Consider the following 24813-nt stretch of genomic DNA (forward strand, 5'->3'; position numbering starts at 1 on the left):
TTCGCATGAAACAGGCCACCCGGCGCAGGGAGTTGACGTGCGGATTCACCAGGACGAGCGGGTGGCGGCTCAGTGTGCGACGAGCCGGCGGGCGTGCTCGACGAGGAGGGCGAGTGCCGGGTCACCGCTCGCCGCGTGGGCGTCCGAGGGGTTCATTATCAGCATCAGCAGAGCGGCGAAGGCGAGCGCCGGCAGGGCCAGGGCCCACCAGGGCAGCAGGGCGGCGGCGCGGGCGGGGTGGGGCCGGGTGTGGGCGCGAACCGGCATGGTCGCCTCCGTCGCTCGTCGGGCTTCCGGGAGACGCTGTCCCGGTACTCCTCGAAGCTACGCGGTCACCCGCCGTCGGCCCATCGGGGCTTCCACCCACTCGACCCTGATCCTCGCCCCCTAGGGGACGGTGGGGACAGCCCTACCGGGCGGCCCTCACCAGGCGGGATCAGGGGGAACAGACCGGGATCAAGGGGACCGGCCTGAATCAGGGGGACTGGCCGGGATCAGGGGGAGATGATCGTCGCCACGATGGCGATCACGGCGAAGATGGCGAAGAACGAACCGAAGACGATCAGCATCTTCTTCTGGCCGTTCTGCGGTTCGGGATCGAGCACAGGCTGCATGCGGCCCAGTGTCCCATCCCCACCGGTGTCCGGGGGCGCCGGGGGCGCCGGGGGCGGCCTACCGCCCCGCCTCGTCCTCCACGGTCCGGTCGCGCCCCGCGAGGAAGCCGACCGCCATCTGCGGCAGCATCAGCGCCGCCATGAGCGCGATCGGCACGCCCCAGCCCCCGGTGCGCTGGTAGAGCACGCCGACCAGCAGCGGGCCGGGGATGGACAGCAGGTACCCGGTGCTCTGGGCGAACGCGGAGAGCTGGGCCACGCCCGGACCGGTGCGGGCCCGCATGCCGACCATGGTGAGCGCGAGCGGGAAGGCGCAGTTGGCCACCCCGAGCAGCACCGCCCAGACCCACGCGCCGGCGGCGGGCGCGAGGTAGAGCCCGGCGTAGCCGGCGAGGCCGCAGGCGCCCAGGACCAGGACGATGGGGCCCTGGTGGGGCAGCCGGGTGGCCAGCCGCGGGATGACGAAGGCCAGCGGTACGCCCATCACCATGGTGACCGCGAGCAGCACGCCCGCGGTGCCGGCCGGGACGCCGGCGTCCCGGAAGATCTGCGGCATCCAGCCCATGGTGATGTACGCGGCGGTGGCCTGGAGGCCGAAGAAGACGGCGAGCGCCCAGGCGGTGCGGCTGCGCGCGATCCGCAGCCGCGGAGCGGTCGCGGCGCCGGGGACCGGGGCGGGCGCGGGGACCCGCTCGCGGACCAGGGGCAGCCAGGGCAGTACGGCGACGCCCGCGAGGACCGCCCACACGGCGAGCCCGGACTGCCAGCGGCCGCCGAGGGCGCCGGTCAGGGGCACGGTGACGGCGGCGGCGGCCGAGGTGCCGAGGGCCAGTGCCATGGAGTACAGGCCGGTCATGGTGCCGACGCGGTCGGGGAACCAGCGCTTGACGATGACCGGCATCAGCACGTTGCTCACCGCGATGCCCATGAGGGCGAGCGCGCTGGCGGCGAGGAAGCCGGCCGTGCCGCCGACGTAGGGCCGGATCAGCAGGCCCGCGGTGATGGCGGTCATGCCCGCGCAGACCACCGCGCCCGGTCCGAAGCGGCGGGCGAGGCGGGGTGCGGTGGCGCCGAAGACGGCGAAGCACAGCGGGGGCACGGAGGTGAGCAGTCCGGCGACGCCGCCGCTCATGCCGAGCCCGTCGCGGACCTCCTCCAGCAGGGCGCCCAGGCTGGTGATCGCCGGGCGGAGGTTGAGCGCGGCCAGCACGATGCCGACGACGACCAGGCGCACCGCCCAGGCGGGCGGTGCGGGGGCGGCCGGCCGTAGGGGGGTGGTCTCTGTGTCGGTACGGGTCCGCGCGGTCCGGGTCTCCTCAGCCATGAGACCCATCATAGAATCATGGGATGATTGGTTGTCCATTCCGGGACCGGCTCCGCTCGGAGCGCCCGGGTCAGGTGGGTCCGGTCCGTTCGTACGGTCCGCGGCTGTCGTGCCAAGGTGAGCCATGCCTCTGAGCCACCCGCGCCGTTCGGCGCTGTCCGAGCAGGTCATCGCCGAGCTGCGCGCCCAGATCACGTCCGGCGAGTGGCCGGTCGGCTCGCGCATCCCGACCGAGCCGGAGCTGGTCGAGCAGCTCGGTGTCGCGCGCAACACGGTCCGCGAGGCGGTCCGGGCGCTCGCGCACAACGGCCTGCTGGACATCCGCCAGGGCTCGGGCACCTACGTGGTGGCGACGAGCGAGCTGGCCGGGGTGATGCAGCGCAGGTTCGCCGGCGCCGATCCCCGGCACATCGCCGAGCTGCGCTCCACGCTGGAGTCGTCGGCGGCGCGGCTGGCGGCCGAGCGACGCACGGAGAAGGACCTCAAGCAGCTCGACGCGCTGCTCACCCGGCGCGAGGAAGCGTGGGAGACCGGGGACGCGGAGGCGTTCGTCGCGGCCGACGCGACCTTCCACCTGGCCGTGGTGGCCGCCTCGCACAACGACGTGATGACGGCGATGTACGCCGACCTGGGCGAGGTGCTGCGGGACTGGCTGCGCGCGGACGTCGGCGTCGAGCTGCGGCCGCGGGCGTACATGGACCACACCCGGCTGGTGGACGCGATCCGCACCGGGGACGCGCGGGCGGCGGCCGCGGAGGCGGCGGGCTACCCCTTCCAGTGCCGCCCCGAGCGGGTCAGCCCGCCTTCTGGTGACTGATCCAGACCACCCGGATCTCCTTCCAGCACCGCCCGGCCAGCTTCACGGTCATGGCGGGCCCGGCGGCCACCGGCGCGCTGTCGGTGTCGATGTCCCACCAGCGGGCGCACTCGATGTGCAGGCGTACCCGGTCGGGGTGCACGTAGGGGTTGTGGCAGTGGGCCACCACCTCCGAGCCGTCCACCTTGGTACGGCAGGACGCGCCGAAGCGGTCGGGGGCGTGCGGCTTGCCGTCACCGGCGCGGGCGATCCCGCCGGGCAGAGCGAGCACGAGCACCGCGGCCGCGGTCACCGGGGTCAGGCTGCGGGGAGGACGCACGGGCGGGGGGACCTCCTCGGCCGGGCTGCGGAGGGGGCGCGCTGCGGGGGCGCCGTAGTACGAGGGTGCGTCCTCCACGCCGGTACGGCCCGGCCGGGGACCCGTACGGGTGAGGCCCGCACCCCCTCTGGGGTGCGGGCCTCGTGCGTGCCGTGCCGTTTCGGGCGGTGGGCGGTGCCGTTCAGGCGCCGATCGCGTGCAGGCCGCCGTCGACGTGGATGATCTCGCCGGTGGTCTTCGGGAACCAGTCGCTCAGCAGGGCGACGACGCCCTTGCCGGCCGGCTCCGGGTCCTTCAGGTCCCACTCCAGCGGGGAGCGGGAGTCCCACACGGCCGCCAGGTCGGAGAAGCCCGGGATGGACTTCGCGGCCATGGAGCCGATCGGGCCCGCGGAGATGAGGTTGCAGCGGATGTTCTGCTTGCCCAGGTCACGCGCCATGTAGCGGCTGGTGGCCTCCAGGGCGGCCTTGGCCGGGCCCATCCAGTCGTACTGCGGCCAGGCGTACTGCGCGTCGAAGGTGAGGCCGACGACGGAGCCGCCGTTCTGCATCAGCGGCAGGCACGCCATGGTGAGCGCCTTCAGCGAGAACGCCGAGACGTGCATGGCGGTGGAGACCGACTCGAACGGCGTGTTCAGGAAGTTGCCGCCGAGGGCGTCCTGCGGGGCGAAGCCGATGGAGTGGACGATGCCGTCGAGGCCGCCCAGCTCCTCGCCGACGATGTCGGCCAGGCGCGCGAGGTGCTCCTCGTTGGTGACGTCCAGCTCGATCACCTTGGCCGGCTTCGGCAGCTTCTTGGCGATGCGCTCGGTCAGCGTGGGCCGCGGGAACGCGGTCAGGATGATCTCGGCGCCCTGCTCCTGGGCGAGCTTGGCGACGTGGAAGGCGATGGAGGACTCCATCAGCACACCCGTGACCAGGATGCGCTTGCCCTCGAGAATTCCGCTCATGGTGTTCAGTGACCCATTCCCAGTCCGCCGTCAACGGGGATGACGGCTCCAGTGATGTACGAGGCGTCGTCCGAGGCGAGGAACCGCACCGTCGCGGCGACCTCCTCGGGCTGCGCGTAGCGGCCGAGCGGCACCTGCGACACGATGCCCGCGCGCTGCTCGTCGGTGAGCGCCTTGGTCATGTCGGTGTCGACGAAACCGGGGGCGACGACGTTGAAGGTGATGTTGCGCGAGCCCAGCTCACGGGCGAGGGAGCGCGCGAAGCCGACGAGCGCGGCCTTGGAGGCGGCGTAGTTCGCCTGCCCCGCCGAGCCGAGCAGACCGACGACCGAGGAGATCAGGACGACGCGGCCCTTCTTGGCCCGCAGCATGCCGCGGTTGGCGCGCTTGACCACACGGAAGGTGCCGGTGAGGTTGGTGTCGATGACCGAGGTGAAGTCCTCCTCGGACATGCGCATCAGAAGCTGGTCCTTGGTGACGCCCGCGTTGGCGATCAGGACCTCGACGGGGCCGTGCCGCTCCTCGATCTCCTTGTACGCCTGCTCCACCTGCTCGGCGTCGGTGATGTCGCACTTGACGGCCAGGAAGCCGGCCGGCGGCTCGCCCGAGCGGTACGTGATGGCGACCTTGTCGCCGGCGTCGGCGAAAGCGCGGGCGATGGCGAGGCCGATGCCCCGGTTGCCTCCGGTGACGAGAACCGAGCGGCTCAACGGATCACCCTTTCGTTAGCGGTCTGCAGCGTTCCGACAATCCGCCCGGTCACCTGGGTGAGAGGCGGGACAGGCGGCTTCCCCGAAAACCTATCGGTCCGGCCACGACCACGGACAATCGGGCACCGACAGTGACACATCCCTGCTCCTGTCGGATTCCTACAGAACCGGACTCGCCGGTGGTGCGCTCGGCCCGCCGGACCCCCGGGCCGGGGCCGTGGTTCCGCGTCCGCCCCCGTATCGTGCCCCCATGCCCGGTGATCTGATGCGTGTCGTATCCCGCAACTCCCCCATGGCGCTCGCCCAAGTGGAGCGCGTGCGGGCCGAGTTGGCCGTACTCCACCCCCACCTGCGGACCGAGGTCCTGCCCGTGACGACCACCGGTGACCGGTGGATGGGAGACCTCGCGGCGGTCGAGGGCAAGGGCGCGTTCACCAAGGAGGTGGATGCCGCGCTGCTGCGGGGCGACGCCGACCTCGCCGTGCACTGCCTGAAGGACGTGCCCGGCGACCGCCCCATCCCGGCCGGCACCCTCTTCGCGGCGTACCTCGCGCGCGACGACATCCGGGACGCCCTGGTCGATCCGCGGGGCCGCACCCTCGACGAGCTCCCGGCGGGCACCCGGATCGGCACCTCCTCGGTGCGCCGCGCCGCACAGCTCGCCGCGTCCCATCCGCACCTGGACTGCGTGCCCGTCCGGGGCAACGCGAACAGGCGGCTGGAGAAGATGGCGGCCGGTGAGGCGGACGCGCTGATCCTGGCCGTGTCCGGGCTGGAGCGGATCGGGCGGATGGACGCGGCCACCGAGATCCTGGACCTGGAGACGATGCTCCCGCCGATCGGCGCGGGCGTCCTCGCCCTCCAGTGCCGGGAGGACGACACGGGCACGATCGACGTCGTCAGCGGCCTGGGCGACCCGGCCACCCACCGGGAGACCACCGCCGAGCGGATGCTCCTGCACGTCCTCCAGGGCCACTGCAACTCCCCGATCGCCGGGTACGCCCGCACCGAGCGCTCCGGTGAACTCTCGCTGCGCGCGGCCGTGTTCACGCCCGACGGCAAGACCGTCCTGCAGGCGCACGAGTGGGCCGGGCGCCTCGACCCGGCCACGCTGGGCACGTCCGTCGCCGTCGCCCTGCTCCGCCAGGGCGCGCGGGAGCTGATCGACGGCATCGCTCACTGAGAGCGGCCCGCGAGGCGACGTATCCTCCTGTGCACCCCACCGCGTCCAGGAGGAACCCACCCGTGGCCCGACACATCGATCCCTCCTTCCTGGAGCTGCCCCTGCGGCCCCTCGCCGACGCCGCGCTGGCGCGGGCGCGGGCCCTGGGGGCCGAGCACGCCGACTTCCGGCTGGAGCGGGTGCGCAGTGCCTCCTGGCGAGTGCGGGACGGGCGGCCGGCCGGGTCCTCGGACACCACCGACCTGGGGTACGCGGTCAGGGTCGTGCACGGGGGGAGCTGGGGGTTCGCCTCGGGGGTGGACTTGACCATGGGCGGCGCGGCCAAGGTCGCCTCGCAGGCCGTGGCGATGGCCAAGCTGTCCGCGCAGGTGATCAAGGCAGCCGGGTCGGCGGAGCTGGTCGAGCTGGCCGACGAGCCCGTGCACGCCGACCGGACGTGGATCTCCTCGTACGAGATCGACCCCTTCACCGTGCCGGACGAGGAGAAGTCCGCGCTGCTGGCGGACTGGAGCGGGCGGCTGCTCTCCGCGCAGGGCGTCGACCACGTGGACGCCTCGCTGACGACCGTGCACGAGAACAAGTTCTACGCGGACACCGCCGGGACGGTCACCACCCAGCAGCGCGTCCGTCTGCACCCCGAGCTGACGGCCGTCTCGGTGGACGACTCCAGCGGCGAGTTCGATTCGATGCGCACCCTCGCCCCGCCCACCGGCCGCGGCTGGGAGTACCTGACCGGCACCGGCTGGGACTGGGACACCGAGCTCGAACAGATCCCCGAGCTGCTGGCCGAGAAGATGCGCGCCCCGAGCGTGGAGCCGGGGCTGTACGACCTGGTCGTGGACCCCTCCAACCTGTGGCTGACCATCCACGAGTCCGTCGGCCACGCCACCGAGCTGGACCGCGCCCTCGGCTACGAGGCGGCGTACGCCGGTACCTCGTTCGCCACCTTCGACCAGCTCGGCAAGCTCAGGTACGGCTCCGAGCTGATGAACGTCACCGGCGACCGCACCGCCGAACACGGCCTGGCCACCATCGGGTACGACGACGAGGGGGTGGCCGCGCAGTCCTGGGACCTGGTGAGGGACGGCACCCTCACCGGTTACCAACTCGACCGTCGCATCGCCAAGTTGACCGGCTTCGACCGCTCCAACGGCTGCGCCTTCGCCGACTCCCCCGGCCATGTCCCGGTCCAGCGCATGGCCAACGTCTCGCTGCGGCCGGACCCCGCCGGACTGTCGACGGAGGGGCTGATCGGGGGCGTCGACCGGGGCATCTACGTGGTCGGGGACCGGTCCTGGTCGATCGACATGCAGCGCTACAACTTCCAGTTCACCGGTCAGCGCTTCTTCCGGATCGAGAACGGGCGGATCACCGGGCAGCTCAGGGACGTCGCCTACCAGGCCAACACCACCGACTTCTGGGGCTCGATGGCCGCCGTCGGCGGTCCGGGCACCTATGTGCTCGGCGGCGCCTTCAACTGCGGCAAGGCCCAGCCCGGCCAGGTCGCCGCCGTCTCCCACGGCTGCCCCTCCGCCCTGTTCCGGGGCGTCAACATCCTCAACACCACTCAGGAGGCCGGGCGATGAGCGCGCGGAGCAGCAAGCCGTACGAGATCGTCGAGCAGGCCCTCGCGCTGTCCCGGTCCGACGGCTGTGTCGTCATCGCGGACGAGGAGTCGAGCGCCAACCTGCGCTGGGCGGGCAACGCGCTCACCACCAACGGGGTGACCCGCGGCCGTACCCTCACCGTGATCGCCACCGTGGACGGGCAGCAGGGCACCGCCTCCGGCGTGGTGTCGCGGTCGGCGGTCACCTCGGCCGAGCTGGAGCCGCTGGTACGGGCCGCCGAGGCCGCCGCGCGCGCGGCCGGGCCCGCCGAGGACGCCCAGCCGCTGGTCACCGGGGTGCCGGAGTCCCCGGACTTCCGCGACGCGCCCGCCGAGACCTCCTCGGCGGTGTTCACGGACTTCGCCCCGGCGCTCGGCGAGGCGTTCGCCCGCGCCCGGGCCGGGGGCCGCGAGCTGTACGGCTTCGCCAGCCACGCGACGGTCTCCACCTACCTGGGCACCTCCGCCGGCCTGCGCCTGAGGCACGACCAGCCGACCGGCACCCTGGAGCTGAACGCCAAGTCCCCCGACCACACCCGCTCGGCCTGGGCCGGCCGTTCCACCCGCGACTTCAAGGACGTCGACCCTGGCGCCCTGGACGACGAGCTGGCCGAGCGCCTCGGCTGGGCGGAGCGCCGGGTGGAGCTGCCCGCCGGGCGGTACGAGACGCTGCTGCCGCCGTCCGCGGTGGCGGACCTGCTGATCTACCAGCTGTGGTCGGCCTCGGGCCGGGACGCCGCCGAGGGCCGCACGGTGTTCTCCCGGCCGGGCGGCGGCACCCGCTCCGGCGAGCGGCTGAGCGAGCTGCCGCTGACCCTGCGCAGCGACCCGGACGAGCCGGGCATCGGCTGCGCGCCGTTCGTGGTGGCGCACTCCTCCGGCGGCGACCGCTCGGTGTTCGACAACGGGCTGCCTGTACGCGCCACCGACTGGATCAAGGACGGGGTGCTCGACCACCTCACCACCACCCGGCACAGCGCGGCCCTGACCGGTCTGCCGCTCGCCCCGGCGCTGGACAACCTGATCCTGGACGGCGGCGGCCACCGCTCGCTCGCGGAGATGGTCGCGGGCACCGAGCGCGGGCTGCTGCTGACCTGCCTCTGGTACATCCGCGAGGTCGACCCGGCGACCCTGCTGCTCACGGGGCTCACCCGCGACGGCGTCTACCTCGTGGAGAACGGCGAGGTGACCGGCCAGGTGAACAACTTCCGGTTCAACGAGTCGCCGGTCGGTGTGCTGGGCCGGGCCACCGAGGCGGGCCGCACCGAGCAGACGCTGCCCCGCGAGTGGAGCGACTGGTTCACGCGGGCGGCGATGCCCGCTCTCCGCGTCCCGGAATTCAATATGAGCTCTGTCAGCCAGGGCGTATAACCTCGTACTCGGCTGTCGTCCGACCGCCGGAAGATCATCTAGGAGACACGAGAACCGTGACGGACATCGTCGACGAACTGAAGTGGCGTGGGCTGATCGCCCTCTCCACCGACGAGGACGCACTGCGCAAGGCGTTCGCGGACGGTCCTGTCACGTTCTATTGCGGCTTCGACCCGACCGCGCCCAGCCTGCACCTCGGCAACCTGGTCCAGATCCTGACCATGCGCCGCATCCAGAACGCCGGCCACCGCCCGCTGGGCCTGGTCGGGGGTGCCACCGGTCTGATCGGTGACCCCAAGCCCACCGCCGAGCGCACGCTGAACGCGCCGGAGATCGTCGGCCAGTGGGTGGAGCGGCTGCGCGCGCAGATCCAGCCGCTGCTGGACTTCGAGGGCCCGAACGCGGCCGTGATGGTCAACAACCTGGACTGGACCCAGGGGATGTCGGCCATCGAGTTCCTGCGGGACATCGGCAAGCACTTCCGGGTCAACAAGATGATCGCCAAGGAGGCCGTCTCCCGGCGGCTGAACTCCGACGCGGGCATCAGCTACACCGAGTTCAGTTACCAGATCCTGCAGGGCATGGACTTCCTGGAGCTGTACCGGCGGTACGGCTGCACGCTCCAGACCGGCGGCAGCGACCAGTGGGGCAACCTCACCTCGGGCACCGACCTGATCCACCGGACCGAGCCGGACGCCGTCGTCCACGCGCTGGGCACCCCGCTGATCACCAAGGCGGACGGCACCAAGTTCGGCAAGACCGAGTCCGGCACGGTCTGGCTGGACGCGGAGATGACCACGCCGTACGCCTTCTACCAGTTCTGGCTGAACGCGGACGACCGGGACGTCTCCAAGTTCCTGCGGATCTTCAGCTTCAGGTCCCGCGAGGAGATCGAGGAGCTGGAGCGGCTGACCGAGGAGCGCCCGCAGGCCCGTGCCGCGCAGCGCGCGCTCGCGGAGGAGCTGACGACGCTGGTGCACGGCGCGGAGCAGACCGCCGCCGTGGTCGCCGCGTCCAAGGCGCTGTTCGGCCAGGGCGAGCTGTCGGAGCTGGACGAGCGCACGCTCGCGGCCGCGCTGTCGGAGCTGCCGCACATCCAGGTCGCGGAGCCGGGCCCGGTGGTGGACCTGCTCGCCGAGGTGGGTCTGGTGGCCAGCAAGTCGGCCGCGCGCCGCACGGTGAAGGAGGGCGGTGCCTACGTGAACAACGTCAAGGTCGCCGCCGAGGACGCCGTACCGGCCGCCGGGGATCTGCTGCACGGCCGCTGGCTGGTGCTGCGCCGGGGCAAGAAGAACCTGGCCGCGGTCGAGGTCACCGGGGCCTGAGACGGCACGAAGGGCGGCCTTCCCCTCGCGGGGAGGCCGCCCTTTCGCCGTGCCCGCCCGGTCAGATCCGTTCCTCGGCCTTGCGCCGCTTGCGCTTGCCGAGCGTCGCCATGTAGAGCATGTCGACGAAGAACACGATGATGATCGCGGCGACGAGCTGGAAGATGTGCCTGCTCCAGTCGATGCCGCGGGTCTCGGCGACCCCGAGACCGCGCGCGATGGCGTTGCCCACGAGGGCGCCCAGGATGCCGCAGATGGTGGTCAGCCACAGCGGGCTGTGCTGCTTGCCGGGAATGATCGCCTTGGCGAGCAGACCCAGCACGAATCCCACGATGATCGCCCACAGCCAGCCCATGGCGGCCTCCTCGTCCGGCTCGATGCGCTCGTCCCGCTCGTCCCGGCCAGTCTCGGCACGCTCGGGGCGCGGCGCACGCCGGGCGCACCCGTTCGGCGGACGTTCCGGCAGGCCGGGCGGGCGCCCCGCCATCGAGTGCGGTGCCCGGGCGGCGTACCGTGGGGGAAGTGTCCCGGTCCGGGTTCCCGGACGGGCCGAGGGACGCGGCTTCGGGCCGGGGACGGTCCCATGCGGGCGGATGGTGGACTGATGGGCAAGCAGCGTGGCGAGATCTTCCGGATCACCGGCGCCCGGACCGGACTCGCCGAGGACGTGCGGGGCCGGCAGCGGCGGTACGTCATCTCGATGGCCATCCGTACGCTGTCGGTGATCCTGGCCGCCTCCCTGTGGAACGTCGAGCGGTACGTCGCCATCGTGGCGCTGGTGCTGGGCGCCCTGCTGCCGTACGTCGCCGTGGTGATCGCCAACGCGGGCCGGGAGCGGCCTCCGTCGCTGCCGTCGACCTTCGTCGTCATGCCGTCCAAGCCGATGCTCACGGCGCCGCCGGCCGGGGAATCCGGGGCGCGGGCGGAATCCGGCCCTCGGCAGAACTCGGCGGAGCCCGGGGCGGAGTCGCGCGGTGAGGGTTCCGGCCGAGCCTGAGCAGCGTGCGGGGCGGAAAAGCGGAAGACGACTTCCCGCCAAGCTCAGGAAAAGCTCAGATCAATCATGCTGTTCCTGTGCCGGTCGGCCAGTCCTGCGTGACATACTGCGTACGCGCTCCGCATCCCCCGTCGGAGCGACAGACCGACGCCGGGCAGCTCCCCCCGTGGCTGCTCGGCGTCGCTTTGTTTTCTGTGAGAATCACTCTGTGAGCGATACACCGATCTGTTCCGCCAAGGGCTGCCGTTCCGACGCCGTGTGGGTGCTGGCGTGGAACAACCCGAAGATCCACACCCCTGAGCGACGCAAGACCTGGATCGCCTGCGAGGAGCACCGCGAGCATCTGTCGCAGTTCCTCTCGGTGCGGGGGTTCCTGAAGGACGTCGTCCCGCTCCGGGAGTGGGAGGAGTCAGCCGCCGATCGCTGACATCGGGCGGTCGGGCTGGACGAAGGACGGGTCGTCGAGGCCCGCGCCCGCCTTCTTGCCCCACATCGCGGTGCGCCACCGGTCGGCGATCTCCTCGTCCGGCGCGCCGGAGCGCAGCAGGGCCCGCAGGTCGGTCTCCTCGGTGGCGAACAGGCAGGTCCTGATCTGTCCGTCGGCGGTGAGCCGGGTGCGGTCGCAGGCCGCGCAGAACGGGCGGGTCACCGAGGCGATCACGCCGACCCGCTGCGGGCCGCCGTCGACCAGCCAGCGTTCGGCCGGGGCCGAACCGCGCTCGCCCGCGCCCTCGTCGGTGAGGTCGAAGCGGGTGCGCAGGGAGGCCAGGATGTCCTGGGCGGTGACCATGCCCTCGCGCTTCCAGCCGTGCTGGGCGTCGAGCGGCATCTGCTCGATGAACCGCAGTTCGTAGGCGTGTTCCAGGGCCCAGGCCAGCAGGTCGGGGGCCTCGTCCGCGTTCAGGCCCGGCATCAGCACCGCATTGACCTTGACCGGGGTGAGGCCGGCGTCGGCGGCGGCCTCCAGGCCGTCCAGCACGTCCTGGTGGCGGTTGCGCCGGGTGAGGGTCTTGAAGACCTCGGGGCGCAGGGTGTCCAGCGAGACGTTGACCCGGTCCAGGCCCGCCTGCTTCAGGGCGGCGGCAGTGCGCTTGAGACCGATGCCGTTGGTGGTGATGGACATCTGCGGGCGCGGGGTCAGGGCCGCGACGCGCTCGACGATGCCGACGATCCCGGGGCGGAGCAGGGGCTCGCCGCCGGTGAAGCGGACCTCCTCGATGCCGAGCAGACGCACGGCGAGGTCGATGAGGCGGACGATCTCGTCGTCCGTGAGCAGGTCGGGCTTGGCCAGCCATTGCAGGCCCTCTTCGGGCATGCAGTAGGTGCAGCGGAGGTTGCACCGGTCGGTCAGCGAGACCCTCAGGTCGGTGGCCACCCGGCCGTAGGTGTCGATGAGCACGTGGGCCCCCTCCCTCGTTCTCCGGACCTCTTTTTCCCTGTCACCTGCGAGCCTACGCGACACCTCGGACATCGACAGCCGCTCGCCCCGCCCCCGCGCACGCGGACACGGCCGCGCCGCGCGGGCGGGGTGCCCGCGCGGCGCGGCCGTGGCATGCCGTCGGGGGGTGTGCGCCCGGTGCGGTCAGTGCGCTCCGGTGCCGGTCAGGGACCGTACCTCCAGCTCGGCGTACTTCTCCGCGTCCGGGACCTCCTTGGAGAGCAGGGTGCCGACCGCGCCCAGCAGGAAGCCGACCGGGATCGAGATGATGCCGGGGTTCTCCAGCGGGAACCAGTGGAAGTCGATGTCGGGGAACATCGAGGTGGGCTTGCCGGAGACGACCGGGGAGAACAGCACGAGGCCGACCGCGGTGACCAGGCCGCCGTAGATCGACCACAGGGCGCCGGAGGTGGTGAACCGCTTCCAGAACAGGCTGTAGAGGATGGTCGGCAGGTTGGCCGAGGCGGCGACCGCGAAGGCCAGCGCCACGAGTCCGGCCACGTTGAGGTCGCGGGCGAGGGCGCCGAGCACGATGGAGACGGCGCCGATGCCGACGGTGGCGTAGCGGGCGGCGCCCAGTTCCTGCTTCTCGGTGGCCTGGCCCTTCTTGATGACGTTGGCGTAGATGTCGTGGGCGAAGGACGAGGAGGAGGCCAGGGTGAGGCCGGCGACGACCGCGAGGATCGTGGCGAAGGCGACGGCGGAGATGCTGGCCAGCAGGATGGCGCCCCAGTTGGAGTCCACGCCGCCGAGGTGCAGGGCGAGCAGGGGCGCGGCGGTGTTGCCCGCCTTGTTGGAGGCGATGATCTCGTCCGGCTTGATCAGCGCGGCGGCGCCGAAGCCGAGGGCGAGGGTCATCAGGTAGAAGGCGCCGATCAGGCCGATGGCCCAGATGACCGACTTGCGGGCCGCCTTGGCGGTGGGGACGGTGTAGAAGCGGATCAGGATGTGCGGCAGGCCCGCCGTGCCGAGGACCAGGGCGATGCCGAGGGAGATGAAGTCCAGCTTGGTGGTGCCGGTGGCGCCGTACTTCAGGCCGGGCTCCAGGAACGCCTGGCCCTTGCCGCTGTTGCCGGCGGCCGAGCCGAGCAGGTCCGAGATGTTGAAGTCGAACTTGAGCAGCACCAGGAAGGTCAGCAGCAGGGCGCCGACGATGAGCAGCACGGCCTTGACCATCTGGACCCAGGTGGTGCCCTTCATGCCGCCGATGGTGACGTACACGATCATGAGGACGCCGACCAGGGCGACGATGCCGATCTTGCCGCTGTCGCTGGTGATGCCGAGCAGCAGGGAGACCAGGACACCGGCGCCCGCCATCTGCGCGAGCAGGTAGAAGATCGACACCACGATGGTGGAGGTGCCCGCGGCGGTGCGCACCGGGCGCTGGCGCATCCGGTAGGCCAGCACGTCGCCCATGGTGTAGCGGCCGGAGTTGCGCAGCGGCTCGGCGACCAGGAGCAGGGCGACGAGCCAGGCGACCAGGAAGCCGATGGAGTACAGGAAGCCGTCGTATCCGAAGAGCGCGATGGCGCCGGCGATGCCGAGGAAGGACGCGGCGGACATGTAGTCGCCGGAGACGGCCAGGCCGTTCTGGAAGCCGGTGAACTGGCGGCCGCCCGCGTAGAAGTCGGCGGCGTCCTTGGTCTGGCGGCCCGCCCAGACGGTGATGACGAGGGTCGCGGCGACGAACACCGCGAACAGGGAGATGATCAGACCTCTGTGCTCGCTGGCCTCGCCGGCCGCGAGCAGGGTGCGCTGGGCGGTGACGGTGTGCTGAGCGGAAATCATGCGCCGCCCTCCATCCGGGACTTGATGGCCTCGGCCTTGGGGTCGAGCTTGGCGGCGGCGTGCCGCGCGTACCACCAGGCGATGAGGAACGTGGTGAGGAACTGGGCGAGGCCCAGCACGAGGGCCACGTTGATGTTGCCCGCGACCTCGGTCCCCATGAAGTCGCCCGCGTAGCAGGAGAGCAGCACGTAGAGCAGGTACCAGGCGATGAAGGCGATCGTCAGGGGGAAGGTGAACGAGCGGTTCGCGCGGCGCAGTTCACCGAACTCCGCGCTCGCCTGCGCCTCGGTGAACTCCTCCGGGGAAGGAAGTGGGTGCTTCGCGGGGGGCGGTGTCTCGGTCGCCACTTAAGGTCTCCTCGCGTCACGGACGGGCGGTTGCCGACCTCACTGGAACGGAGATCACGTTACCGGGAGTCAACGCGTGACTCCCCGTTGTGATCCACCGGGGGGCGCGATCCGGCCGCGCCCCCTCGTTGACGCACACGGCCCGGCGCGTGTGCCGGTTCACGCGGGCCCGGCCCTTTCGGAGATCCGTGCCGCCGGGATAGCTTCACCTTGTTCCACCCGTCATGTACCTGCCCGAGCGCCACCCGTGCCTCGGGCGGTTTCGTTTCCGGATGATGTGGAGATCCCATGGCTCATCTGCGCTCCCGGCGCCGGTTCGCTCCGGCCGTCCCGGTCGTGCTGTCGCTGACCGCCTCTCTCGGCTTCCTGCCGACCGCGGCCTCGGCGGCCCCGTCCACGGCAGGGACGACGGCGGCGGCGGAGGGTTCCGGCACGGCCTACGACGGCCCGGCGCTGTCGTACGTGGTCAACACGAGAACGGACCATCGCACGATCGAGTCGGTGCGACGCGCGATCGGGCGCAATGGCGGCACCGTCGTGGCCAGTTATGACCGTATCGGCGTGATCGTAGTCCACTCCGCGAACCCGGACTTCGCCAAGTCGATCCGGCGGGTGTCCGGTGTCTCGTCGGCCGGTGCCACCCGGAACGCCCCGCTGCCCGCGCAGTCCACCACCGACGTGGGCACCCCGAAGCCGCTGACCCTGGCGGAGGTGTCGAAGGCGGAGGCGAAGGCGGCCGCCGGGCAGGACCCGCTGGAGTCCCTGCAGTGGGACCTGCCCGCGATCAAGGCCGACAAGGCGCACGAGAAGACGCTCGGCAGCAAGAAGGTGACGGTCGCCGTCATCGACACCGGCGTGGACGACACCCACCCGGACATCGCGCCCAACTTCGACCGGGCCGCCTCCGTGAACTGCGTCTCCGGCAAGGCGGACACGGCGGACGGCGCCTGGCGGCCGAGCGCCGCGGAGTCCCCGCACGGCACGCACGTGGCGGGCGAGATCGCGGGCGCCAAGAACGGCGTCGGCATCACGGGCGTGGCGCCGGGCGTGAAGGTCGCGGGCATCAAGGTGTCCAACCCGGACGGCTACTTCTACACCGAGGCCGTGGTCTGCGGCTTCGTGTGGGCGGCCGAGCACCACGTGGACGTGACCAACAACAGCTATTACACCGACCCGTGGTACTTCAACTGCACGGGTGACCCGGACCAGAAGGCCCTGGTGGACGCCATCACCCGGGCGACGCGGTACGCGGAGGGCAAGGGCGCGGTCAACGTCGCGGCGGCCGGCAACGAGAACTACGACTTCGCCGCCGACTCGATCACCGACTCGTCCTCCCCGAACGACGGCACCCCCTCGGACCGCACGGTCGACCCGCGCGAGTGCTTCGACATACCCACGCAGCTCCCGGGTGTGGTGACCGTCGCGGCGACCGGCGCCAAGGGGGTGAAGTCGTCGTTCTCCAACTACGGTCTGGGCACCATCGACATCGCGGCCCCCGGCGGCGACTCCACCGCCCTGCAGACCCCGGCCCCTCCGGCGACCAGCGGCCTCATCCTGGGCCCGCTGCCGGGCGGCAAGTGGGGCTACATGGCCGGTACGTCGATGGCCTCGCCGCACGTCGCGGGTGTCGCCGCGCTGATCAAGTCGGCCCACCCGCACGCCACCGCCGCGGCGGTCAAGGCGCTGCTGTACGCGGAGGCCACCGCCACACCGTGCACCGACCCGTACGACCTCGACGGTGACGGCAAGGTCGACGCGGTCTGCGAGGGCACGAAGAACCGCAACGGGTTCTACGGCTGGGGGATCGCGGACGCGCTGAAGGCGGTCACCCACTAGGGTCGGCCCGCGACCGGCGATCACCGGCCGTCCGCCGGGCACGGCTCCCGGCGGGCGGCCGCTTCCTTGTGGGGCCGGGTCGGCTGATGCATAGTGCGGCCATGATCGATCAGATGATCAAGTCCGCCTGGATCGCGCTCGGCGGCGATCGCGAGCTGCTCGCCCGGCTGGTCGCCGTCGAGCGTCCGGGGGCGATGATCGCCCGCCTCCCCGCGCAGCGGCTGGCGCGTGCGTGCGTGGGTACGTGCGCGCTGGCCGCCGCCGAACTGGGCGCGCTGCGCGCCGGGCTCGGCACCGTGCCGCGGGCCGTGGTGGACGACGGCGCGGCCGTCACCGCCTTCCACAGCGAGCGGGTGGTCCGGATCGACGGCCGCGCCCCGGTCAACTTCGCCCCGCTGTCGCGCTGGTGGCGGGCGGAGTACGGCTGGGTGCGCACCCACGCCAACTACCCGCACCACCGCGGCCGCCTGCTCGCCGCGCTGGGGCTCCCCGACAGCGCCACCCCAGAAGAGGTGGAGCGGCTCCTCCTCGACCGTCCCGCCCTGGAGACGGAGGAGGCGGTGTACGCGGCCGGGGGCCTGGCGGTGGCCCTGCGCACCCCGGGACAGTGGGCGGCGCACCCGCAGGGCGCCGAGGTGGCCCGGCATCCGCTGGTGGAGCGCTCCCCCGTCGGCGAGGTCGCGGCACGCCCGCTCCCGCCCCTGGACAAGGGGTCCGCGCCCCTGCTGCCCGCCGCCGGGCTGCGCGTCCTGGACCTGACCCGCGTCCTGGCCGGCCCCGTCGCCACCCGCACCCTCGCGCTGCTGGGCGCCGACGTGCTGCGCGTGGACGCGCCCGGGCTGCCCGAACTGGCCGACCAGCACGCGGACACGGGCTTCGGGAAGCGGTCCGCCGACATCGACCTCGCGGCTCAGGGAACGGTGCTGGAGGAGCTGCTGGCCTCGGCCGACGTGGTCGTCACCGGCTACCGCCCCGGCGCGCTCGACCGTTTCGGCCTCTCCCCCGAGGCACTGGCCGAGCGGTTCCCCGGCCTGGTCGTCGCCCAGATCTCGGCCTGGGGCGCGTACGGGCCCTGGGCCGGCCGGCGCGGTTTCGACAGCCTCGTCCAGGTCGCCACCGGCATCGCGGTGACCGAGGGCTCGACCATGGAGCCGGGCGCGCTGCCCGCGCAGGCGCTGGACCACGGGACGGGCTATCTGACGGCGGCGGGCGTCCTGCGGGCGCTGGTCGAGCGGTCCCGCGACGGGCAGGGGCGCCTGGTGCGCCTCGCGCTCGCCCGGACCGCGCGCTGGCTGACCGACGAGGCCGGGAAGGACCCGCGCCAGGGCGGCCCGGACTACGAGGGCCCGGACGCGTGGCTGGCCGAACGCGACAGCCCGCTGGGGCGGTTGCGGTACGCCCGGCCGCCGGTGTCGTTCACCGGCGGGCCGGCCGACTGGGCCGCCCCGCCGGTGAAGCTGGGGTCGAGCGCGCCGGCCTGGAACTGAGGGCGCCCCGGTCTCCGGACCGCCCGGCCCGCTGCGGGGTCTCAGTCGTTGGTGACGAGGACCTTCAGGGCGGTGCGCTCGTCCATCGCCTTGTAGCCGTCGGGGACGCCCTCGATGCCGACGGTCATGTCGAACACCGGGGAGGGGTCGATGGTGCCGTCCAGGACGTCGGGCAGCAGCTCGGGGATGTAGGAGCGGACCGGGGCGACACCGCCGCGCAGCGCGATGTTGCGGTCGAACATGACGCTGAGGTCCAGGCCGGTGCCGCTGCCGTGGGGGACGCCGACGAAGCCGATGGCGCCGCCGTCGCGGGTGATGTTGACGGCCGTGTTCATGGACTGCTCGGTGCCGACCGCCTCGACGACGGCGTGCGCGCCCTGGCCGCGGGTCAGCTCGCGGACGGCCGCGACGGCCTCCTCGCCGCGCGCGGCGACCACGTCGGTGGCGCCGAAGCGGCGGGCGATGTCGGTGCGTGCCTCGTGGCGGCCGAGCGCGATGATCCGCTCGGCGCCGAGCCGCTTGGCGGCCAGCACGGCGCACAGGCCGACCGCGCCGTCGCCGACGACGGCGACCGTGGCGCCGGGGCGCACTCCGGCGCCGAGGGCGGCGTGGTGGCCGGTGCCGAGCACGTCGGAGAGGGTGAGCAGACCGGTGAGCAGGTGGTCGTCGGCGGCCGCCTCGCCCGGCAGCCTGACCAGGGTGCCGTCGGCGAACGGCACGCGCACGGCCTCGCCCTGGCCGCCGTCGTAGCCGACGGAGCCCCAGAAGCCGCCGTGCACGCAGGAGGTGGTCAGGCCCTCGCGGCAGTACTCGCAGGTGCCGTCGGACCACATGAACGGCGCGACCACGAGGTCGCCGCGCTTCAGGGTGCCGACCTCGGAGCCGGTCTCCTCCACCACACCGAGGAACTCGTGCCCGATGCGCTGTCCGGGCTGCCGGGCGGCCTCGCCCCGGTAGGCCCACAGGTCGCTGCCGCAGATGCAGGCGCGCAGCACGCGGACGACGGCGTCGGTGGGGAGCTGCACGATCGGCTCGGGCACGTCCGCCACACGCATGTCGTACGGGGCGTGGATGGTGGTGGCGCGCATGGCGGGGTCCTTCTCGTACCGGAAGACGGGGGCGCCCGGAGAGGTCCGGAGCGCATCACACGGTACGCCGTCGCGGGGGCGGTCCGCACCGAGAGGGGCCGCGGACCAGCCAGGATGTCCTCAAGGGCGTCCGCCCGTACGGCTCTTGAGGGCGTACACGCTTGCGAGGGCGGACCCCGACGGTGGGGTGTGAACCCCTGGGCGGCCCGGCTGTCGGCCGTGACCCGTATCCTCATTGACCATGCTCGAAGACCCCGCGACCGCAGTGTCCTCGCCCACCCGGTGGCCGGCCGTGTATCCGAAGGGATACGCGGTCGTCGACGTCGAGACCACCGGCCTGGCCCGTGACGACCGGATCATCTCCGCGGCCGTCTACCGGCTGGACGCGCGCGGCGAGGTCGAGGACCACTGGTACACCCTGGTCAACCCCGAGCGCGATCCGGGCCCGGTGTGGATACACGGGCTGACGAGCGAGGTCCTCGAAGGGGCCCCGCTCTTCGCGGAGGTGGCCGAGGAGTTCGCGGCCCGGCTGGACGGCCGGGTGCTGGTCGCGCACAACGCGGTCTTCGACTGGCAGATGATCGCGCGGGAGTACGCGCGTGCCCGGCGCGAGCCGCCGGTGCGTCAGCGGCTGTGCACCATCGCGCTCTCCAAGGAGCTGCGCCTGCCGCTGCCCAACTTCAAGCTGGAGTCGCTGGCCGCGCACTTCGGGGTCGTGCAGCAGCGCGCGCACCACGCGCTGGACGACGCGCGGGTGCTGGCGGAGGCGTTCCGGCCGAGCCTGCGGGCCGCCGCCGCGAGCGAGGTGCGGCTGCCGCTGCTGGAGTGCCGTCCGCTCACCGAGTGGTCGGACACCCCGCGCATCGGCCCGCAGGCGACCGGCGGCTACGGCGGCCGGACGGGCGGCGGTTGGCGTCCCGCCCGCAAGCGGCCCGCCTGCCCGTACCCCAACCCCGGACGGTACGAAGCGGGCAAACGCCTCAAGCAGGGCATGCGGGTGGCCTTCTCGGGCGACACCTCCACCGAGCGCGAGCTGCTGGAGGACCGGGCGACCGAGGCCGGGCTGCACGTGGCCACCAGCCTGTCCCGGCTGACCAGTCTGCTGGTGACCAACGACCCCGACTCGGGCACCTCCAAGACGGCCAAGGCCCGCCAGTTCGGCACTCCGGTCGTCGACGAGGCGGCGTTCGGGCAGTTGCTCCGCGATGTCGAGGACGCCGACGGGTGAACCGTACGGACGGGTGATTCCCCGCGACTCGCGCCCGCGCCCGCTCGCCCGGCGACCGGAGACGGCCCACGCTGTGGCGCATGGCGAGATGCGAAGTTTGCGGCAATGACTACGGAATGACCTTCGAGGTCCACGCGCAGGGCGCGGTGCACGTCTTCGACTGCTTCTCCTGTGCCATCCACCGCATGGCACCCATCTGCGAGCACTGCCGGGTGCAGATCATCGGGCAGGGCGTCGAGGTCGAGGGCCACTGGTACTGCGGCGCACACTGCGCCCGCGCCGAGGGGCGGACGGGGGTGGTGGACCGGGTCTGACCCGGTACCCGCCCGAATGCGCCCCACGGCCCGGAGGTACCGTCGTGGGGTGCACCGCTACCGCTTCCTGCTCACCCGCCAGTGGGTGATCCTCAGCCTCGTCGTGATCGCACTGATCCCGACGATGATCAGGCTCGGTTTCTGGCAGCACCACCGGTACGAGGAACGCACCGCCCGCAACGACCTGGTGGCGCGGGCGCTCGACGCCGCCCCGGTGCCCGTGGAACGGCTCGCCGCCCCCGGCCGCGCCGTCACCCACGCCGACAAGTACCGCACCGTCACCGCGACCGGCACCTTCGACACCGCCCACGAGGAGGTCGTCCGGCGCCGGACCAACGCGGACGGCGAGGTCGGCTTCCACGTCCTGACCCCGCTGCGGCTGGCCGACGGCCGGGTGCTGCTGGTCAACCGGGGCTGGGTCCCGGCGAACGGGGCGCAGACCGAGTTCCCGAAGATCCCCGCGCCCCCGTCCGGCGAGGTCACCGTCACCGGCCGGCTGAAGGCCGACGAGACCACCGCGGCGAGCGGCATCAAGCGGATCGCGGGTCTCCCGGACCGCCAGGTCATGCTGATCAACAGCGCCGACCAGGCGAAGCGCCTGTCCGCCCAGGTGCTCGGCGGCTATGTGGAGCAGACCGCGCCGGAGCCCAAGGGGGACACCCCGGAGCAGATCTCCAGCCCGGGCAAAGAGGACGCCCCGCTGAACTACGCGTACATGATCCAGTGGTGGCTGTTCGCCGCCGCGGTGCCCGTCGGCTGGTGGTTCCTGGTCCGGCGCGAGCTGCGCGAGAGGACGGCGGCCGCCGCACAGGAGAGCCCGGCCGAGGCGGAACCCGCCACCGTGTGACCCTGCCGTCACTCCCCCGGCGCACCACCTGATTGGCCGTCACCTCGTCCGGGGAATCGCCATGGCGTGAACCCGCGCATCGAGGACTACGCCGTCATCGGCGACGAGCAGACCGCCGCCCTGGTCGGCCGGGACGGCTCGATCGACTGGCTCTGCCTGCCCCGCTTCGACTCCGGTGCCTGCTTCGCCCGGCTGCTGGGCGACGAGGACAACGGCTACTGGCGGATCGCGCCGAAGGGCGCGGGCGCCTGCACCCGGCGTGCCTACCGGCCCGACACCCTCGTCCTGGACACCGAGTGGGACACCCCCGAGGGCACGCTGCGCGTCACGGACCTGATGCCGCAGCGGGAGAAGGTCCCCGAGGTCGTACGGATCGTGGAGGGGGTCAGCGGGCGCGTCACCGTGCGCACCACCCTGCGGCTGCGCTTCGACCACGGGTCCATCGTGCCGTGGATGCGCCGCTCCGGCGGGCACCGGGTCGCCGTGGCCGGCCCGGACTCCGTCTGGCTGCGCTCCGAGCCGCACGTGCGCACCTGGGGCGAGGACCTCGGCACCCACTCGGAGTTCACCCTCGCCGAGGGCGAGCGGGTCGCGTTCGTGCTCACCTGGCACCCCTCGCACGAGGCGCGCCCCCGGCTCATCGATCCGTACCAGGTGCTCAGCTCCAGCGTCCGGGACTGGCGGCGCTGGACCGCGCGCTGTCGCTACGACGGTCCGTACCGGGACGCCGTGGTCCGCTCCCTGATCACCCTCAAGGCCCTCACCTACGCGCCCACCGGCGGGATCGTGGCGGCGGCCACCACCTCGCTGCCGGAGAAGATGGGCGGGGTGCGCAACTGGGACTACCGCTACTGCTGGCTGCGCGACTCCACCCTGACCCTGAACGTGCTGCTCGCCGCCGGGTACCACCAGGAGGCCGAGGCGTGGCGCGACTGGCTGCTGCGGGCGGTGGCCGGCAGCCCGGAGGACCTCCAGATCATGTACGGGGTCGCGGGCGAGCGCAGGCTGCCGGAGACCGAGCTGCCGTGGCTCGCCGGGTTCGCCGGCTCGGCGCCGGTCCGCGTCGGCAACAGCGCGGTGGCCCAGCTCCAGCTGGACGTGTACGGCGAGGTGATGGACTCCCTGTGGCTGGCCCACCGGTCGGGGCTGTCGCCCCGGCCGCACATGTGGGCCCTGCAGTGCGCGCTGATCGCCTTCCTCCAGGAGCAGTGGCGGCAGCCCGACGAGGGGCTGTGGGAGGTACGCGGCGGACGCAGGCCGTTCACCCACTCCAAGGTGATGGTGTGGGTCGCGGTGGACCGCGCGGTGCGCACGCTGGAGGAGCACCCGGAGCTGGCGGGCGACCTGCCCGGCTGGCGCGCGCTGCGCGAGGAGATCCACGCCGAGGTCTGCGCCGAGGGCTACGACCCGGAGCGCAACACCTTCACCCAGTACTACGGTTCGCGCGAGCTGGACGCGGCGCTGCTGCTCATCCCGCGCGTGGGCTTCCTGCCCCCGGACGACCCCCGGGTGACCGGCACGGTCGACGCGATCCGCGCCGGCCTGAGCGACGGGACCTTCGTCCGCCGCTACGACACCGAGGACCCCGAGGGGCCGGTGGTGGACGGGCTGCCCGAGGGCGAGGGCTCCTTCCTCGCCTGCTCCTTCTGGCTGGCCGACGCCCTGCACCTGACCGGCCGCACCGACGAGGCACGCGCGCTCTTCGAACGGCTGGCGGCGCTGGTCAACGACGTGGGCCTGCTGGCCGAGGAGTACGACCCCGTCGCCGGCTGCCAGCTCGGCAACTTCCCGCAGGCGTTCAGCCACATCGCGCTGGTGAACACCGCCCTCACACTGTCCGGCGCCGAGGAGGCAGGATAGGGGCATGGATCTTGGACTGAAGGACCGGGTGTACATCGTCACCGGCGCCTCGCGGGGCCTGGGCAACGCCGCCGCGCGGCAGTTGGTCGCGGACGGGGCGAAGGTGGTCGTCACCGGCCGCGACGAGCAGCGGGTGGCGGACGCCGCCGCCGAACTGGGCCCCGACGCGGTGGGCGTGGCCCTCGGCAACGCCGAGGCGGACGCCCCGGAGCGGCTGATCGCGCTGGCCCGTGAACGCTTCGGGCGTTTCGACGGCATCCTCGTCAGCGTCGGCGGCCCGCCGCCCGGCTTCGTCGCCGACAACAGCGACGAGCAGTGGCGGGACGCGTTCGAGTCGGTGTTCCTCGGCGCGGTGCGCCTCGCCCGCGCGGCGGCGGCCGAGCTGGAGCCGGGCGGGGTCATCGGCTTCGTGCTGTCGGGTTCGGTGCACGAGCCGATCGCGGGGCTGACCGTCTCCAACGGGCTGCGGCCGGGCCTGGCCGGGTTCGCCAAGTCCCTCTCGGACGAGCTGGGTCCGCGCGGCATCCGGGTCGTCGGCCTGCTCCCGGCCCGTATCGACACCGACCGGGTGCGCGAGCTGGACAGCATGTCCGCCGACCCGGCGGCGACCAGGGCGGCCAACGAGTCCCGCATCCCCTTGCGCCGTTACGGCACGCCGGAGGAGTTCGGCAGGGTGGCCGCGTTCCTGCTGTCCCCGGCCGCGTCCTATCTGACGGGCGTCATGCTGCCGGTCGACGGCGGCATGCGGCACGGTTTCTGAGCCCGGCCCGCCGCATCCGCCCATCAGCTGACCCGGTCCGCCTTGTGCCGGACCGCGCGCAGCCGCACCTCGGCGGGCAGCGCCTCCAGGCCCGCCGAGTCGCGGGCGGCGGCGAGCGGGTGGGCGGTGAAGTCCGCCAGGGCGGCGGCGGGGGACGCGTCGGGTTCCAGGCGGAGCCCGGCGCGCAGCGTGGGTGCGCTGCGGCGGCCGGCCAGGCGGGCGTCGGCGCGGGTCACGCCCGGCCGGCGGGCCGCGTCGTCCGCGAGCGCGGACTCCAGCGCACCGCCACGCACCAGCGCGCCGGTGCCGTCGCCGGTGTCGACGAGGATCTCGTGCAGCCGGTGCCTGCGCAGCACCGACATCAGCCACCACAGCCCGGCCAGCAGCAGGACGGCGAGCAGCGCGATCAGCGCGGGCCACCACCAGTCCTGGTCCCGCCAGGCGGTGCGCTCGGCCCGGCTGAGCAGCACGTCGTGTGGGCCGGAGTGCGGCCACCAGGCAGGCGGCGGGGCGCCCAGGCCGACGGCCAGCACGGAACCGCCGATCACGAACAGCACCAGCCCGGCGAGGGCCAGCAGGACCCGGTTGACGACGCCTGAACGCAT

The 24813-nt window shown here is 72.7% G+C and carries 26 protein-coding genes; 14 read left to right on the forward strand and 12 right to left on the reverse strand.

Annotated features, from left to right (window positions below; all coding sequences use genetic code 11):
- Positions 1-69: 69 nt before the first annotated feature.
- From ABZ898_RS22610 to ABZ898_RS22620, 3 genes are all read right to left on the reverse strand, one after another.
- The gene (locus ABZ898_RS22610) at positions 70-267 is read right to left on the reverse strand and encodes a hypothetical protein (protein WP_361661711.1); all 198 of its coding nucleotides are present in this window, start codon (positions 265-267) and stop codon (positions 70-72) included.
- A 227-nt stretch (positions 268-494) separates the two neighbouring features.
- Positions 495-614: an SGM_5486 family transporter-associated protein gene (locus ABZ898_RS22615; protein WP_361661714.1), complete on the reverse strand. Its 120-nt coding sequence runs from the start codon at positions 612-614 to the stop codon at positions 495-497.
- Positions 615-672: 58 nt separating this feature from the next.
- Entirely contained in the window at positions 673-1950 is a 1278-nt protein-coding gene (locus tag ABZ898_RS22620; protein WP_361661717.1) for a CynX/NimT family MFS transporter, read from the reverse strand.
- A 112-nt stretch (positions 1951-2062) separates the two neighbouring features.
- On the opposite strand from ABZ898_RS22620, the gene ABZ898_RS22625 reads away from it, so the two are divergent.
- A complete protein-coding gene (locus tag ABZ898_RS22625) occupies positions 2063-2755 on the forward strand; it encodes a FadR/GntR family transcriptional regulator (protein WP_361661720.1) in 693 nt (230 codons plus the stop codon).
- On the opposite strand, the gene ABZ898_RS22630 is transcribed toward ABZ898_RS22625, so the two are convergent.
- The 3 genes from ABZ898_RS22630 to fabG all read right to left on the reverse strand — a co-directional run bounded on the left by ABZ898_RS22630 (position 2733) and on the right by fabG (position 4733).
- Complete coding sequence (locus tag ABZ898_RS22630; protein ID WP_361661723.1) at positions 2733-3074, reverse strand: hypothetical protein; 342 nt, start codon at positions 3072-3074, stop codon at positions 2733-2735. The genes ABZ898_RS22625 and ABZ898_RS22630 overlap by 23 nt on opposite strands.
- A gap of 181 nt (positions 3075-3255) precedes the next feature.
- Positions 3256-4023 (reverse strand): enoyl-ACP reductase FabI, encoded by a 768-nt coding sequence (gene fabI, locus ABZ898_RS22635; protein WP_361661725.1) that lies wholly within the window; start codon positions 4021-4023, stop codon positions 3256-3258.
- A 5-nt stretch (positions 4024-4028) separates the two neighbouring features.
- Positions 4029-4733, reverse strand: a complete 705-nt coding sequence (gene fabG / locus ABZ898_RS22640) for a 3-oxoacyl-[acyl-carrier-protein] reductase (RefSeq protein WP_361661728.1) — start codon at positions 4731-4733, stop codon at positions 4029-4031.
- A gap of 250 nt (positions 4734-4983) precedes the next feature.
- Here fabG and hemC point away from each other — a divergent pair, with 250 nt between their 5' ends.
- From hemC to tyrS, 4 genes are all read left to right on the forward strand, one after another.
- On the forward strand, positions 4984-5916 hold the full coding sequence (hemC, locus tag ABZ898_RS22645; protein WP_361661731.1) for a hydroxymethylbilane synthase: 933 nt from the start codon (positions 4984-4986) through the stop codon (positions 5914-5916).
- A 62-nt stretch (positions 5917-5978) separates the two neighbouring features.
- Entirely contained in the window at positions 5979-7502 is a 1524-nt protein-coding gene (locus ABZ898_RS22650) for a TldD/PmbA family protein (protein WP_361661734.1), read from the forward strand.
- A complete protein-coding gene (locus tag ABZ898_RS22655) occupies positions 7499-8893 on the forward strand; it encodes a metallopeptidase TldD-related protein (protein WP_361661737.1) in 1395 nt (464 codons plus the stop codon). Before ABZ898_RS22650 ends, ABZ898_RS22655 begins: the two co-directional genes overlap by 4 nt.
- Before the next feature lie 56 nt (positions 8894-8949).
- Positions 8950-10218 (forward strand): tyrosine--tRNA ligase, encoded by a 1269-nt coding sequence (tyrS, locus tag ABZ898_RS22660; protein ID WP_361661740.1) that lies wholly within the window; start codon positions 8950-8952, stop codon positions 10216-10218.
- A 61-nt stretch (positions 10219-10279) separates the two neighbouring features.
- On the opposite strand, the gene ABZ898_RS22665 is transcribed toward tyrS, so the two are convergent.
- Positions 10280-10573, reverse strand: coding sequence for a GlsB/YeaQ/YmgE family stress response membrane protein (locus ABZ898_RS22665; protein WP_361662005.1), 294 nt, complete (start codon positions 10571-10573; stop codon positions 10280-10282).
- Between the two features lie 249 nt (positions 10574-10822).
- Here ABZ898_RS22665 and ABZ898_RS22670 point away from each other — a divergent pair, with 249 nt between their 5' ends.
- Both ABZ898_RS22670 and ABZ898_RS22675 read left to right on the forward strand, forming a co-directional pair.
- Complete coding sequence (locus tag ABZ898_RS22670) at positions 10823-11215, forward strand: DUF3099 domain-containing protein (protein WP_361661743.1); 393 nt, start codon at positions 10823-10825, stop codon at positions 11213-11215.
- A gap of 208 nt (positions 11216-11423) precedes the next feature.
- On the forward strand, positions 11424-11642 hold the full coding sequence (locus tag ABZ898_RS22675) for a hypothetical protein (protein ID WP_361661745.1): 219 nt from the start codon (positions 11424-11426) through the stop codon (positions 11640-11642).
- Here the strand turns inward: ABZ898_RS22675 and moaA are convergent.
- The 3 genes from moaA to ABZ898_RS22690 form a co-directional block, all read right to left on the reverse strand.
- Entirely contained in the window at positions 11625-12614 is a 990-nt protein-coding gene (moaA, locus tag ABZ898_RS22680) for a GTP 3',8-cyclase MoaA (RefSeq protein ID WP_361661748.1), read from the reverse strand. The two genes, ABZ898_RS22675 and moaA, sit on opposite strands and share 18 nt — an antisense overlap.
- A gap of 183 nt (positions 12615-12797) precedes the next feature.
- Entirely contained in the window at positions 12798-14441 is a 1644-nt protein-coding gene (locus tag ABZ898_RS22685) for a cation acetate symporter (RefSeq protein ID WP_361661751.1), read from the reverse strand.
- Positions 14438-14788 carry a DUF485 domain-containing protein gene (locus tag ABZ898_RS22690; protein ID WP_361661754.1) on the reverse strand — a complete coding sequence of 117 codons (351 nt, stop codon included), beginning with the start codon at positions 14786-14788 and terminating at the stop codon, positions 14438-14440. Before ABZ898_RS22690 ends, ABZ898_RS22685 begins: the two co-directional genes overlap by 4 nt.
- A 288-nt stretch (positions 14789-15076) precedes the next feature.
- Between ABZ898_RS22690 and ABZ898_RS22695 the strand changes: the two genes are divergently transcribed.
- Entirely contained in the window at positions 15077-16624 is a 1548-nt protein-coding gene (locus ABZ898_RS22695; RefSeq protein WP_361661757.1) for a S8 family serine peptidase, read from the forward strand.
- A gap of 101 nt (positions 16625-16725) precedes the next feature.
- Positions 16726-18111: a CoA transferase gene (locus ABZ898_RS22700; protein ID WP_361661760.1), complete on the forward strand. Its 1386-nt coding sequence runs from the start codon at positions 16726-16728 to the stop codon at positions 18109-18111.
- 41 nt (positions 18112-18152) lie between these two features.
- Here the strand turns inward: ABZ898_RS22700 and ABZ898_RS22705 are convergent, their stop codons facing one another.
- A complete protein-coding gene (locus ABZ898_RS22705; RefSeq protein WP_361661762.1) occupies positions 18153-19199 on the reverse strand; it encodes a zinc-dependent alcohol dehydrogenase family protein in 1047 nt (348 codons plus the stop codon).
- 241 nt (positions 19200-19440) lie between these two features.
- Here ABZ898_RS22705 and ABZ898_RS22710 point away from each other — a divergent pair, with 241 nt between their 5' ends.
- The 5 genes from ABZ898_RS22710 (at position 19441) to ABZ898_RS22730 (ending at position 24208) form a co-directional block, all read left to right on the forward strand.
- On the forward strand, positions 19441-20427 hold the full coding sequence (locus tag ABZ898_RS22710) for a DEDDh family exonuclease (RefSeq protein ID WP_361661765.1): 987 nt from the start codon (positions 19441-19443) through the stop codon (positions 20425-20427).
- 80 nt (positions 20428-20507) lie between these two features.
- Positions 20508-20741, forward strand: a complete 234-nt coding sequence (locus tag ABZ898_RS22715) for a hypothetical protein (RefSeq protein ID WP_020939201.1) — start codon at positions 20508-20510, stop codon at positions 20739-20741.
- 16 nt (positions 20742-20757) lie between these two features.
- Positions 20758-21588: an SURF1 family protein gene (locus ABZ898_RS22720; protein ID WP_361661768.1), complete on the forward strand. Its 831-nt coding sequence runs from the start codon at positions 20758-20760 to the stop codon at positions 21586-21588.
- 66 nt (positions 21589-21654) lie between these two features.
- Positions 21655-23448, forward strand: coding sequence for a glycoside hydrolase family 15 protein (locus ABZ898_RS22725; protein ID WP_361661770.1), 1794 nt, complete (start codon positions 21655-21657; stop codon positions 23446-23448).
- Between the two features lie 4 nt (positions 23449-23452).
- The gene (locus ABZ898_RS22730) at positions 23453-24208 is read left to right on the forward strand and encodes an SDR family oxidoreductase (RefSeq protein WP_361661773.1); all 756 of its coding nucleotides are present in this window, start codon (positions 23453-23455) and stop codon (positions 24206-24208) included.
- A gap of 23 nt (positions 24209-24231) precedes the next feature.
- On the opposite strand, the gene amaP is transcribed toward ABZ898_RS22730, so the two are convergent.
- Positions 24232-24813: an alkaline shock response membrane anchor protein AmaP gene (gene amaP, locus ABZ898_RS22735; RefSeq protein ID WP_361661776.1), complete on the reverse strand. Its 582-nt coding sequence runs from the start codon at positions 24811-24813 to the stop codon at positions 24232-24234.

It is taken from the genome of Streptomyces sp. NPDC046860 (assembly GCF_040645115.1).
GTDB lineage: Bacteria > Actinomycetota > Actinomycetes > Streptomycetales > Streptomycetaceae > Streptomyces.